The organism is Pseudomonas sp. RU47 (genome assembly GCF_004011755.1).
Taxonomy (GTDB): Bacteria; Pseudomonadota; Gammaproteobacteria; order Pseudomonadales; family Pseudomonadaceae; genus Aquipseudomonas.
Genome location: NZ_CP022411.1, coordinates 771782 through 784860, shown reverse-complemented (window position 1 = coordinate 784860; position 13079 = coordinate 771782). Strand labels below are relative to the sequence as shown.

The 13079-nt window shown below is 60.5% G+C and carries 10 protein-coding genes; 4 read left to right on the top strand and 6 right to left on the bottom strand.

The annotated features are described in order from the left end of the window. Positions 1-35: 35 nt before the first annotated feature. On the bottom strand, positions 36-932 hold the full coding sequence (locus CCX46_RS03410; protein ID WP_007914672.1) for a PA4780 family RIO1-like protein kinase: 897 nt from the start codon (positions 930-932) through the stop codon (positions 36-38). 471 nt (positions 933-1403) lie between these two features. Further along, entirely contained in the window at positions 1404-2681 is a 1278-nt protein-coding gene (locus tag CCX46_RS03405) for an acetyl-CoA C-acetyltransferase (protein WP_127925712.1), read from the bottom strand. 257 nt (positions 2682-2938) lie between these two features. On the opposite strand from CCX46_RS03405, the gene CCX46_RS03400 reads away from it, so the two are divergent. From CCX46_RS03400 to CCX46_RS03385, 4 genes are all read left to right on the top strand, one after another. Further along, positions 2939-4291, top strand: coding sequence for a 3-oxoacyl-ACP reductase (locus tag CCX46_RS03400; protein ID WP_127925711.1), 1353 nt, complete (start codon positions 2939-2941; stop codon positions 4289-4291). Between the two features lie 3 nt (positions 4292-4294). Next, complete coding sequence (locus CCX46_RS03395; protein WP_127925710.1) at positions 4295-5149, top strand: MaoC family dehydratase; 855 nt, start codon at positions 4295-4297, stop codon at positions 5147-5149. A 299-nt stretch (positions 5150-5448) separates the two neighbouring features. Then, positions 5449-7014 carry a collagen-like triple helix repeat-containing protein gene (locus CCX46_RS03390; RefSeq protein ID WP_127925709.1) on the top strand — a complete coding sequence of 522 codons (1566 nt, stop codon included), beginning with the start codon at positions 5449-5451 and terminating at the stop codon, positions 7012-7014. A gap of 134 nt (positions 7015-7148) precedes the next feature. After that, the gene (locus CCX46_RS03385) at positions 7149-8819 is read left to right on the top strand and encodes a ShlB/FhaC/HecB family hemolysin secretion/activation protein (protein ID WP_127925708.1); all 1671 of its coding nucleotides are present in this window, start codon (positions 7149-7151) and stop codon (positions 8817-8819) included. A 78-nt stretch (positions 8820-8897) separates the two neighbouring features. On the opposite strand, the gene CCX46_RS03380 is transcribed toward CCX46_RS03385, so the two are convergent. From CCX46_RS03380 to CCX46_RS03365, 4 genes are all read right to left on the bottom strand, one after another. Beyond that, a complete protein-coding gene (locus CCX46_RS03380; RefSeq protein ID WP_127925707.1) occupies positions 8898-11303 on the bottom strand; it encodes an autotransporter family protein in 2406 nt (801 codons plus the stop codon). 635 nt (positions 11304-11938) lie between these two features. After that, positions 11939-12346, bottom strand: a complete 408-nt coding sequence (locus CCX46_RS03375; protein ID WP_127925706.1) for a response regulator — start codon at positions 12344-12346, stop codon at positions 11939-11941. Positions 12347-12417: 71 nt separating this feature from the next. Beyond that, on the bottom strand, positions 12418-12630 hold the full coding sequence (locus CCX46_RS03370; protein WP_127925705.1) for a Flp family type IVb pilin: 213 nt from the start codon (positions 12628-12630) through the stop codon (positions 12418-12420). An 18-nt stretch (positions 12631-12648) separates the two neighbouring features. Continuing rightward, complete coding sequence (locus tag CCX46_RS03365; RefSeq protein ID WP_238704409.1) at positions 12649-12849, bottom strand: Flp family type IVb pilin; 201 nt, start codon at positions 12847-12849, stop codon at positions 12649-12651. Positions 12850-13079: the final 230 nt, after the last annotated feature.

Genomic DNA, 13079 nt, shown 5'->3' with positions numbered 1-13079 from the left:
AAAAACCCGGCCGAAGCCGGGTCCTCATCAAGCAATCACTGCATCCACGGTGGTGGAGGCGGTTCGTCAGACTTGCCTTTCGGCTCGTCGTCCGCCGCGCGGATGGCCTGCTTGCGTTCCTCGTCGAGGCGCGCCGCTTCGATCTCGCGCAGAACTCCGCCAACATCGGCCAGGTCTTCCGGATCATCGAACTCACCGGTCAGCACACTGTTCGGGTGCAAGGTGCCGGCTTCGTACAGCGCCCACATTTCCTTGGCGTACTTGGTCAGTTTCAACTCCGGCGCAAAGCGACCGAAGTAGGAAGCCATGTTGCCGACATCCCGCTCCAGCATGCTGAACGCGTGGTTGTTACCGGCTGCGTCGACGGCTTGCGGCAGGTCGATGATGACCGGGCCGGTCGGCGTCAGCAGCACGTTGAACTCCGAAAGGTCACCGTGCACCAGACCGGTACACAACATCAGCACGATCTGCGAAATCAGGAACGCGTGATACTCGCGCGCCTGATCCGGCTCCAGCACCACGTCGTTCAGACGCGGCGCGGCATCGCCGAATTCGTCGGCCACCAGCTCCATCAACAGCACGCCGTCGAGGAAGTCATACGGTTTTGGTACCCGCACCCCGGCGCCGGCCAGACGGAACAGTGCCGCCACTTCGGCGTTCTGCCAGGCATCTTCGGTCTCTTTGCGACCGAACTTGGAGCCTTTCGCCATCGCCCGAGCCTGTCGGCTGTTGCGGACCTTGCGGCCTTCCTGATACTCGGCCGCCTGGCGGAAACTGCGTTTGTTCGCCTCCTTGTAGACCTTTGCGCAACGTAACTGATTGCCGCAGCGCACCACATAAACAGCTGCTTCTTTACCACTCATCAGTGGGCGCAGCACTTCGTCGACCAGACCGTCCTCGATCAGGGGTTCAATGCGTTTTGGAGTCTTCATCAGCTTTTATTGTGGGTCCTTTATTACCAAACACGCGAATGTCACTCGTTATACGGCAATCCTCGCACAACGGGGAGGGGTTGCCGACCTGTGAACCTGTGAATGCACACACTGTGCCGAAAAATCGACCGCTACGAATCATAGCTGAGCCGCCCTTGAATGTTGGTATCGGCCGTTGAGGGTATTTGCGACAGAATCTGACATTTGCGGTTTTAGCCCTTTTACCCTCACCCCGAGGGAGAGGGAGCCGACCGAGGTGTCTGGCGTTATACATCGACCTGAAATACCGCGTCGATCATGGATTGGAATAAACATCTGACTGAAACACGTCGATTATGGATTGGGCTAACCATCTGACTGAAACACCGTCGATTATGGATTCGGTGAAGCACGTTCAGGTCGGCGTATCCCTCAAACATCCCCCAATCTGTCCCCTCTCCCTTTGGGAGAGGGTTAGGGTGAGGGGCTCTTCTAGCGTTCGATGATGGCGGTAACGCCTTGGCCGCCCGCTGCGCAAATCGAAACCAGGCCCCGGCCCTTGCCCGCCGCATCCAGCAGCTTTGCCAAATTGGCGACGATACGCCCGCCAGTCGCGGCAAACGGATGCCCGGCCGCCAGCGAACTGCCCTTCACATTGAGTCGGCTACGATCTATCGAGCCCAGCGGTGCGTCGAGGCCCAGTCGGGTTTTGCAGTATTCGGGATCTTCCCAGGCTTTCAACGTACACAGCACCTGCGCGGCGAATGCCTCATGTATTTCGTAATAGTCGAAATCCTGCAAGGTCAGCCCATTGCGCGCCAGCAACCGTGGCACGGCGTAGACCGGCGCCATCAGCAGCCCTTCGGCGCCGTTGACGAAATCCACTGCCGCCGCTTCGCCATCGCGCAGATACGCGAGGATCGGCAAACCACGTTCCTTCGCCCATTCCTCACTGCCGAGCAATACCACCGACGCGCCATCGGTCAGCGGCGTGGAGTTGCCTGCCGTCAATGTGCCTTTTGCGCTTTTTTCGAAGGCCGGCTTCAGTGTCGCGAGTTTTTCCAGGGTCAGGTCCGGGCGCAGGTTGTTGTCGCGGGTCAGGCCAAGGAACGGCGTCATCAGGTCGTTGTGCCAGCCTTCGCTGTAGGACGCGGCGAGTTTGTGGTGGCTTTCGAGGGTCAGTTGATCCTGCTCTTCACGGGGGATCTGCCAGGCCTGCGCCATCAATTCACAGTGCTGCCCCATCGACAGACCAGTGCGTGGTTCACCGATGCTTGGGAAATCCGGAATCAGATGTTTGGGCCGCAGTTGCAGAAAGGTTTTCAGCTTGTCGCCGGTGGTCTTGGCGCGGTTGGCTTGCAGGAGGATTCTGCGCAGACCTTCGCTGACGCTGATCGGGGCGTCCGACGTGGTGTCGACACCGCCAGCGATACCGCATTCGATCTGGCCGAGGGCGATTTTGTTCGCCACCAGGATCGCCGCTTCCAGGCCGGTGCCGCAGGCTTGCTGAATGTCGTAGGCGGGCGTCGCCGGAGACAGACGCGAGCCGAGCACGCATTCACGGGTCAGACTCATATCTCGTGACAATTTCAGTACCGCGCCTGCCACCACTTCGCCGATGCGCTGGCCGTGCAGGTTGTAGCGTTCGATCAGGCCTTCGAGGGCGGCGGTGAGCATCGCCTGATTGCTGGCCGTGGCGTACGGCCCGTTGGAACGGGCGAAGGGGATGCGGTTACCGCCAATGATCGCGACGCGGCGCAGCTGACTCATGAATAACTCCTTTTCAAATTGATCGAATTTGATGCGTTCCCCTGTGGGAGCGAGCCTGCTCGCGAAAACGCCGGCACATTCAGCATCTTCGGTGGCTGACAGATCGCTTTCGCGAGCAGGCTCGCTCCCACAAGTACCGCGCTCCTCTGCAAGACCTGCTAAACCTCAGTGTCTAGCGTAGGCCTTATTGCGTGAATCGAACGATTGATTGCCATCGACAGTCCACACTTTGAACCCCAACTTCTGGAGAGCGTTCCATGTCTGACCGCTATATCGACTTCGCCAACTCGTCCATCGGCCATCGTCTGGTCGGGGCGCTGGGTCTGCCGTCGCCGGTGCGACTGGAACGCTGGCAGGCCGGGCGCCTGCGGCCGGTGGAAGGTGCGCTGCTGATCGGCGGCGGGCCGCTGGCCGAGCGCATCAGTGCCTTCGCCAACCGTTTGACCGACGGCATCTACCGCTACGGCGAACAACCGGCGAGTGCCACCGAATGGATTCCCGGTCACGGGCCGAAGCTCAAAGCCGTGGTGTTCGACGCCAGCGAATTGCTGCACACCGACCAGCTCAAACAGCTGCGCGAGTTCTTCCAGCCGCTGATGAAAAACCTTGAGCACAGCGCGCACCTGGTGATTCTCGGTCGTGCCCCGGAAACCCTGAGTGATCCGTTTGCCGCCAGTGCGCAACGAGCGCTGGAAGGGTTTTCCCGTTCGCTGGCCAAAGAACTGCGCAGCGGCGGCACGCTGCAATTGATCTACGTCGGCGACGGCGCGGAAGATCAACTGGAAGGTCCGCTGCGGTTTTTCCTTTCGCCGAAAAGTGCCTTCGTCTCTGGGCAAGTGATTCGTCTGACGGCTTGCGCGACGCCAGTGACTGACTGGACACGCCCGCTGGCCGGGCGCAAGGCGTTGGTCACCGGGGCTGCGCGTGGCATCGGCGCGTCCATTGCCGAAACGCTGGCCCGCGATGGCGCCGACGTGATCCTGCTCGATGTACCACCGGCCAAGACTGATCTGGAAGCCCTCGCCGCGCGCCTCGGCGGGCGCGCCATCACCCTCGATATCTGCGCCGAAGACGCCGCCACGCAACTGATCGAACAGCTGCCCGACGGCCTCGACATTCTGGTGCACAACGCCGGCATCACCCGCGACAAAACCCTGGCCAACATGACGCCGGAGTTCTGGGACGCGGTGCTGGCGGTCAACCTCAATGCCCCGCAAGTGTTGACCAAAGCCCTGCTCGACAGCGGCACGTTGCTCGACAACGCGCGGGTGATTCTGCTGGCCTCGATCAGCGGCATCGCCGGCAATCGCGGGCAAACCAACTACGCCGCGAGCAAGGCCGGTTTGATCGGGCTGGCGCAAGCCTGGGCTCCGACGTTGCTGGAACGTGGCATCAGCATCAACGCCGTCGCTCCCGGTTTTATCGAAACGCAGATGACCGCACACATCCCGTTCGGTCTGCGCGAGGCCGGGCGGCGCATGAGTTCGCTGGGCCAGGGCGGCTTGCCGCAGGACGTTGCCGAAGCGGTCGCGTGGCTGGCGCAACCGGGCACCGGCGCGTTCACCGGGCAGGCGCTGCGGGTCTGTGGACAAAGTGTTCTGGGGGCTTAGGCAATGAGCATCGAATGGCACACGCTGGATCGCGAACCGAATCTGCCCGGGCTGTACGCGCGGGCGGCGACGCGACGGAAAATCACCGGCACCCGGTTGCCCGACAGTGGTTTGCGCTGTTGGGTCGATGTCGATGGCAAGCGCCTGGCGGCTTATCGCAAGGTCTGCGGTTTTGTCGATGACGGCCTGCTGCCACCGACCTATCCGCACATCCTCGCCTTCGCCTTGCAGATGCAATTGCTCACCGCCAAGGGGTTTCCGTTTCCGCTGCTGGGGTTGATTCATCTGAGCAACCGCATTCGCGTGTTGCGCCCGATGGGCGGCATCGGTCGGGCGCAAGTGAGCGTGCGCGTGACAAATCTGCAAGCGCATCCCAAAGGTGCAACGTTCGATCTGCTGACCACGCTGGATGATCAGCTCGGGCCGTTGTGGGAAGCCGAAAGCCAGATGCTCTGTCGCGGCGTGAAGCTTGAGGGCGAAGCTGTCGAACAAGACTGGGAACCCTCGCAATCGCTGGTGGAGGTGGCGCGCTGGAAAGCCCCGGCCGATATCGGGCGGCAATACGCCAAAGTCTCCGGAGACTACAACCCGATTCACTTGAGTGCGGCGAGTGCCAGGTTGTTCGGCTTTCCGACAGCGATCGCCCATGGTCTGTGGAACAAGGCACGCACACTCGCGGCGCTGAGTGATCATTTGCCCAAGGCCAACCTCGAGATCGCCGTGCACTTTCGCAAACCGGTACGCCTGCCCAGTGAGGTGACCTTATTGGCGAGTGCGGCGGGGTCCAGTGGTGAGTTGCGGCTGATCGGTGCACAAGACCTGGAACACATGGTCGGGCAGTGGCAACCCATTGCCTGAGCACGCGGTACACCGTTAATTGTGTGTATATAACTTAAGTTTTCGCCGTCCTTCCCCCTTCCACTGAAAAAACCCGGGCCTTGATTATCAAGGCCTTTTTTTGTGCGGCTATATCGTGGGTATTAGTTCTTAGGCGCTGAACTTCACCCTCTATATAAAGGCGTTAATACCAACTTGAGAATGGTGTGAAACCTGCCCCGGGACTGAGATTGAGCACAACGGGCGAAGGCATCTCCGGCGACAGACCGGCGAGCCATCGAAGACAACGTACGTTGTGACAGGTGCAAGGAATCTCCATCATGAAAACTCAAAACGTGTGGTGCAAATCAGCAATTGTTATCGCATTGATGCTCTCTCTTGGCCTCGCTGGTTGCAGCAGCGGCGGTGGCGGTCACAAGAGCAGTTCCGGCAGTTCGGCGGCGGACGGCACCGCAGGGACTGGCGGCACATCGGGTACTGACGGTACGGGTGGCACGGGTGGCACGGGTGGCACCGGTGATACTGCAGGCACTGGCGGAACCGGTGGCACAGGCGGTACTGGCGGAACCGGTGGTACCGATCCGACCAACCCGACTAATCCGACCGATCCGACTGATCCAACCAACCCGACCAATCCAACCACTACACCGCTGGTAACCACCACGCTGGTGCAGGATGTCGGTACAACCGTCGCTGGCGTCGGCGATGGCGTTGGCCAGATCGGCGATTCCCTGAGCACCGTGCCTGTGGTCGGTGGCGTGGTGCAGAGTGCGGCCAACACCGCAGGCAATGTTGTCAGCACCTTGGGTGATGGCATCACCGATGGCGTTGGCAAACTGGCCACCGATCCCAATGGCCTGACCACCACCGTTGCTTCGGTTGGCGGTGTAGTGACGGATGTCGGCAACGGCGTCTCCGACCTCAGCGCCAAGCTATCCACTGCCACCAGCAGCGTGCCAGTGGTGGGCGGTGTGGTCACCAAAGTCGCACCGCTGCTTGATGGGGTCGGCGAGAAAGTCACCATGCTCGGCAATACCCTCGACACCACGCTGACCAGCGGCCCGACCAGTCAACTGACGAACAAACTCGGCAGTAGCCTGGTGCCGGTGATTGCGATGGTTGAAAGCACCACTGACAAAGTCGGCGATGCGACCGGTCTCGGCGACCCGCTCAAAGGCGTGGTGGCGCAAGTCGGTGGCGCGGTGAACACACTGGGCGGCAATGTTACCGATGCGGGTAACGGCAACGCCTTGACCAATACACTTGGCGGCGCGTTGAGCGATACCGGCACCGCAGTTGCCAAGGCCGGTGGTCTGGTGTCCAACGGCACCGGTTCAGGCACTGGCGGCGTGGGCGGTGGCCTCGGTGGCACTGGCCTGCTGCAAACGGTTGGCGGCGCGGTGGTCAATGTCGGCTCAGGTCTGGCGGCTGGCAACGGCACTCTCGCAGCGCCTGGCAACGTCCTCGCAGCGGCTGGCAACACGGTGGCTTCGCTTAACACTGTACTCGGCGGATCCGGCACCCCGATCACCGCAACTACCTCACCGCTGGCCACAGTTGGCGCCACCTTGGGCACTAGTCTGAATCCGGTCACCAGTGGCGTTACCAACGTGACTCAGCAACTCGGCGCGGCTACCGGTATCGGCTCTCCCGTTGCAGGTCTCACTGGCCAGGTGGGCGGTGCGGTCAGCAGTATCGGCGGCAGCATTGCCGCCACCAACAACCCGGTCACCACCGCGGTCGGTGGTCTGGTCACTAACGTCGGCGGCACCGTTGCCGCTGTCGGCGGACTGGTCAACGGCGGTACCAGCGGGGGCACCACCGGAGGCAGTCTGGGCGGCGTACTCGGCGGTCTGACCGGCGCCTTGGGAGGCAACACACGCTAAATTGCACCTGGCCGATTCGACGGCCTCACCTACAGCGCCTACGCTTGGTTGAGGGCGGAAGATTCCCACGAGTCTTCCGCCTTTTTTCTTAGGAGAATTCAGCCAAGTGCTGTGATCTGACCATGGAGTGTCCTATGCGCGTAATGGCATCCCTGCTGTTCCTCAGTCTCAGTTCCGCCGCCCTCGCCGACACCCTGCCCAGCTTTCTCAACAGCAACGAAACCATCCGCAATCTGCCTGTGCCCAACCTGCCGGCCGACGCCTATCGCCCGAGCGCCACGCCGGTGCAAGTGCCAGACGCCGGTGCAGCCGCCGCGCAGCCACTGCTGATGGACACCAAAATCAATCTGCAAACCGTGCAGATCGAAGGCGGAACCCTCTACCCGCTTAACGAACTCGCTGAAATCTATAAGCCCCTGATCGGCCGGCAAGCCACGCTCGCCGACCTGATCGAAGCCACGCGCAGCATCACTCGTCGCTATCAGCAGGACGGTTATCTGCTGTCCTACGCGTTCTTGCCGCAGCAAAACTTCAATGATGGCGTAGCGCGTGTCGTGCTGGTGGAAGGCTACGTGCGGGATATCCAGATTCAGGGCGATGTGGGTCGGGTCAAAGCCCTGCTCGACAAACTGGCGGCGAAAATCCAGGCCGAACGGCCGCTGACCCGCAAGACCTTCGAGCGCTACACCACGCTGATGACGCGCATCCCCGGCGTGACGATTCAGGCCCAGGTGCCACCACCGGGCACCACCGATGGCGCGACCACGCTGATCGCCCAGGCCAGCCGCAAACCGTTCACCAGCACCCTGAGCACCACCGAAGACAACCGCAACGGCACCCAGGCCTTGCTCGGTGTCAGCAGCAACTCGCAGACCTCGATGGGCGAGCAACTGACCCTCAGCGGCCTGTTTCCGCCCGGTGACGATCACGAACATTACTACCGCCTCGACTACAGCCAGTTTCTCAATGACGAGGGTGCGCAACTGGCCTTGTCCGCTTCACGCTACCGAGCGGACCCCGGCACCAATGTCGTGCTCGACAATGGCCTGCAACTCAAACCGCACCGCGAAAACGATCGCTACTCGATCGGCCTCACGTTGCCGCTGATTGCCGCTTCCAACGAACTGCTGACGGCCGGCTCAAGGCTCTACGCAGTCAACGACAAGACCCGCTACAACGTGATCGGCTACCCGCTGAGCGTCGAAGAGCGCACCGACATCCGCGCCCTCGCCTTCGAGAGTGACTGGCGCAAGGCTGATGCCCGACAACTGCGGATCCTCAGCGGCGGTGTGTACCAGGGCCTGGACAGCATGGGTGCGAAAACCAACAACGACGCCATCGACCTCGACTTCTTCCGCCTGCGCCTGTCCGGCGTGCAGAGCGACAAGTTCCTCGACAACTGGCAAGGCGTGCTGTCGGCCGCACTTTACTGGAGCGACGACAGCCTGCCCGACAGCGAGCGCGCGGTGTTCGGCGGGCAGAATTTCGGTCGCGGTTATCCCGACGATCAAGCGTCCGGCGACAAGGGCTGGGGCGTGGCTTACGAGGTCAACTACAGTTTCAACCGCGACGGCAACTGGGTGCGCATCCTGCAACCGTATGTCGTGCTCGATCGCTCGCGCAGCTGGTTCAACGAATTGCCGGTGCGGGCCAACAATCTGTCATCGGCGGCGATCGGCCTGCGGTTTGGCGATGCCAAGTACTACAACATTGCGCTGGAGGCAGCGAAGGCGATGTCGGATGAAGCACTGGATACGTTCAATCGCAGGCCTCGGTACAGCATCAGCTTCAGTTATCAGTTGTAGGGCCGAGATTGCACGCCAGCCCTGAGTCAAAACAACTGTGGGAGCTGGCTCGCTCCCACAGGTTTTACGTGATGCGGATCAGAACGCGTAACGCACCTTCGCGGTAAAGCCGTCCGAATCAAACCCGCTGGCCGTTACGTAGTCGTACGAGCCACCGACACTCCACGCACCCATCCGATAATTGGCGCCCAGACCCAGTTCGTAACTGTCGCGCACCGGCGTGGTGCCCCGGCTGGTGAACGAATCGCCGCCCAGTACAAACGAAGACGTCGTGCCGACCTTGTCGCCGATGAAGTCGTGCCAGGCCATGAGTTTCGCTTCCGGTTCAAGACTGCCGGTGCCCACTGCAAATGCTGCAGAGAGGCGCGCGCCCACACCCATTTCACCGACTTCATAACGCTGACTGCCGACATTCAGCGAGGCCGAACTGCCCTTCTCGCGATAAGAATCCATGCCGACGTTGGCGTAACGCGCACCGACCTGCGGCTCCAGCACCACACCCGGGGTCAGGCGCAGGGTATAACCGGCCAAGGCGCTGACGCCGAATACATCGCTGTCGTAATCGCCTTTGGCACGGGTGCCGGCGATGTAGCGTTTGGATTCGTTGTCGTTCCAGCCATACATCAGCGAAGCGTCCACGAACCAGTTGTCGTGCATCCAATTGCCGTAAGCGGTCAGCGCATGACCGGTCACTTTGGTTTTGCTGCCGATATCGGATTTCACATCGCTGTCGAGGTAGCTGTAAGCCAGACCGATCGATGTGTCGGCGTTCAACTGGCCGTCGGCGCCTACGGCAATCCCGTGGCTGTCGGCATCATAACCAGCGACACCGCGACGGGCATCCTGATCGGCATCGCTGTTGAGGGCTTGCAGCCAGACGCCTTTTTCCAGGCTGCCGGTGGCCGTACGTGCGCGATTGGCGCGGTCGTTGATCACGCCCGAGACCAGCGTCTGGCTGTTGGTGGCGGCGTGCAGGACACCACGGCTGACGTCCGGGCTGAGTGTCTCGGCCAGCCGCGCCAGTTGCGTGTCGGTGCTGGCATTGGCGAACGCCTGGAACACCGGATCCTGTTCACCAAGACGTGACATCAGCGAGGCCGACAGTCCGACCAGCGCAGAAGCAGCATTTCGGGTGCCACCCGCATCGAGGGTGTTTTGCGTCAACACATCTTGCGACTTGGTGCTGACCAGCGCCTTGACGTCGTTGCCTTCCACGCCGAAGCTTTTGACTTCCAGCAACGCCGAAGACGACTCGACCGTAAGGTTTTCGCCGCCGATCAGATTGCCTGAACGGATCAACGTGTAACGGTTGCCACCAGCGGCGGTGCGAAAATCGCTGGAGCGTGCCTGCAATTGCACATGGCCGCCCGGCGCGATCTCGGTGGTGCCGGTGACGGTCAGAATCGCCCGGTTGATGTCGGTGTCATTGCCGACCGACATCGCAATCACCGAGTCCGCTTCTTCCATGTCCAGATCGCCGACGATCGTGGTATGTGCCCGCGCCAGGGTCAGCGTGCCTTCTTGTACCGTGACGTAACCGGACTTGATCGTCGCGCCATCGAAGTTGACCTCGCCATCAATCGACACCCCGGAAAGGCCCAGCAAGTCGCCTTTGACATCGCCGTTATTCCAGTAAAAGTAACTCAGGCCATCGTCCACTTGAATGGCCGCCGTACCGCCCTCGATCATGCCGTATGACTGAACAATGTTGAGCGGACCTTGTCCTGCGGGCTGGTTGTACACATGAATGCCGATGCTCTCGCCGTATACGTTGCCGTAGTTGTAGAGACCGTATTGGCTCGCATTCGATGCAGGCACGAGCTGCACCCCGTTCAACACTAAAGCTTCGGCGCCACTGCCGGTGGCCCTGAGCGTCGACCGGCTCACGACGGCGGCGGACAGTGCGGTGTTTTCCAGATACAGGCCACGGGCGTTGGTGCCGCTGACGACGATGGGGCCGGAGTTGATCACACCGCGGCCAAACGAAGTGTCGACCAGCGCAACCCCGGTGGCGTTATTGCCGCTCACCGTGATTGGACCTGAGTTCATGAAGGTGCCACGAACCGGAGTGCCCTTCAGCGCGATACCCGTCGATTCACCGCTGGCAGCCAGGCCATTGACCGTGACCGAACCCTCGTTGCTGAAGTTGTAGCCGAGCTGCGCCCACGACACGCCCGCCGCCGGCGCTATGTCGATCCCGACACCGTGGGTGGCGCCATCGATGGTGATCCTGGCCTTGTTGACGATTTCGCTATTGACCGACAAACCGGTGAACCGCGCCGCGCTGGTCATCGCCGACGAAGAGCTTTCCACAACATTCGCCGTGCCCACGAGATTCAGAAAATCGTAAGTCTGCTTGACGCTGACCAATGGCCCCGTGCCCAGATCGTAATTGAGCGTGACAGCGCCGACACCCGGAGCCTGAACAACGGCAGCCGCCACAGAAAGCGCCAGCAGAGAGCGGCGCAGACAAGAAGTATTCAAACGAGATTCCCTTCCAAAACATGAAAAACAGTTTCAGCAGGGTTCACGTATTCATTCAGGCATCCCTACCGGCCCGCCAGGTGTCCTGGCTCGGGCGCGGGGAATGTACACGAGCCATCACTTTGACACCATCAAAAAGTCAAAGAAATGACGTCAAATATTCAAAGAAACCGACCAACTGTCAGTCCGCAATCGCGAGCAGGCTCACTCCCACAGAAAAACAAACGCAAGAACAGCGCAAATCGCACATCCCTTCTGCTCCTCACCACTCGACAGGATGAGCGTTAGCTCGGCTGCAGCTCTTGATCTTGATCCACGGGCGACGTCGGAAGGCTGAGCGGAGGGATCGATCCGGGGGTGGGAGCGAAGCGACCGTTTGGCGAAGCCAAACACAGCGAGAGGAGGTGCAGCGAAGCAAACCGTAGGCGCTGCGCCCGGATCGATCCCGGAGCGAAGGAACCCCGAGCTTTAGCGAGTGGGCCGCACGTAGGAGCAAGCCTTTTTGGGTACTTTTTCGGCGTCTGGAAAAAGTGCCTCGCCGTAAGGGCGAAACCGCCAGCCGCAACACCCGCAGCAACGGATATTCACCAAAAACACCCAAAGCACGGTCGGCCCAAAGGCCGCCGAGTTCAACCTCAGCCAACCTGAACCTTAGGCTTGGGAAACAGATTATCCAAAGTCTCCAACAACCTGACGTGATAAATCGGCTTGCGAAACAGATCCAGCACCTGCAACCGCAACATATCGCTGACATCCTCCATATCCGCATGCCCCGACGTCACAATCACCGGCAAATGCTGCCGAGAAGTATGCTCACGCAAGCGCTTGATCAACGACATCCCGGACTCCTCCGGCATACGCAAATCAGTAATCACCAACGCGATATCCGGATACCGCGTCAGATGATGCAACGCCAGCTTCACCGACGTCGCCGTATGGCAAGTAAACCCTTCACCCTCCAGCAACTCTGCCAGCTCCAGCAACGCGTCCTCTTCATCGTCAACCAGAAGCAACTGTTGGCGCGGCAGCGAGGAAGCAGTCATGGGCAATCCCTGAAAACTGAAAGTGAACCCGAGTGTAGCGCGGCATCAACCAGGCAGCAGTTTCATTCAACTCAGGGCGGCGGTGCGGGGGCCGTCACGGCAGTGCCGCCCAGTGCCACCAGCAAATTGTTGAACATCACCAGTACCCGGGCGCCAACGGGGGTGACGAACACGATGACCACCACCGCCACCATCGCCACGACAATCGCATACTCGATTGCCGACGCGGCTTCAGTACTGGTAAAGAAGCCGCGGACACGCACTTTCAAATAATCAAAGAGCATCGCCATTCTCCTCGCCAGTCAGGGCCTGGTTACCCCTGTGCCACCCAGCCCGGTCAGAATATTGTTGAAGTAAGCCAACACGCGGTTACCCAGCGGCGTGACGAAAGCCACCACGACCACGGCAACCATCGCCACCACGATCGCATATTCGATCGCCGACGCGGCTTCTTCGTTTTTGACCAGCAAACGGACTCTGGCCATCAAATAATCGAGGATCATCCGACACATACGACTACTCCTTTGCGCCTGTGGCGCCCATGTCACGCTGCTGCGGCAAAAACCACCGTGCCATTTGAGCATTGTCAACAAAGCCCCACCCAACAACTGTAAGAACGGATTAATCACAAAGGATTAATCACATCGCGAAGTTGCCGATTGCTGCTGTTAATTGGCCAAGACTCATACTTTAGTGGGTTATTTTCCTGTCACTAATGGCGTTTTGGCTTGGA

What these genes read in the sequence shown, in the direction of transcription:
- CCX46_RS03370 (WP_127925705.1), bottom strand. Translation starts at nt 12,630, where the DNA reads ATGCTCTTTGATTATTTGAAAGTGCGTGTCCGCGGCTTCTTTACCAGT.
- CCX46_RS03405 (WP_127925712.1), bottom strand. Translation starts at nt 2,681, where the DNA reads ATGAGTCAGCTGCGCCGCGTCGCGATCATTGGCGGTAACCGCATCCCC.
- CCX46_RS03410 (WP_007914672.1), bottom strand. Translation starts at nt 932, where the DNA reads ATGAAGACTCCAAAACGCATTGAACCCCTGATCGAGGACGGTCTGGTC.
- CCX46_RS03395 (WP_127925710.1), top strand. Translation starts at nt 4,295, where the DNA reads ATGAGCATCGAATGGCACACGCTGGATCGCGAACCGAATCTGCCCGGG.
- CCX46_RS03365 (WP_238704409.1), bottom strand. Translation starts at nt 12,849, where the DNA reads ATGATCCTCGATTATTTGATGGCCAGAGTCCGTTTGCTGGTCAAAAAC.
- CCX46_RS03375 (WP_127925706.1), bottom strand. Translation starts at nt 12,346, where the DNA reads ATGACTGCTTCCTCGCTGCCGCGCCAACAGTTGCTTCTGGTTGACGAT.
- CCX46_RS03385 (WP_127925708.1), top strand. Translation starts at nt 7,149, where the DNA reads ATGCGCGTAATGGCATCCCTGCTGTTCCTCAGTCTCAGTTCCGCCGCC.
- CCX46_RS03400 (WP_127925711.1), top strand. Translation starts at nt 2,939, where the DNA reads ATGTCTGACCGCTATATCGACTTCGCCAACTCGTCCATCGGCCATCGT.
- CCX46_RS03390 (WP_127925709.1), top strand. Translation starts at nt 5,449, where the DNA reads ATGAAAACTCAAAACGTGTGGTGCAAATCAGCAATTGTTATCGCATTG.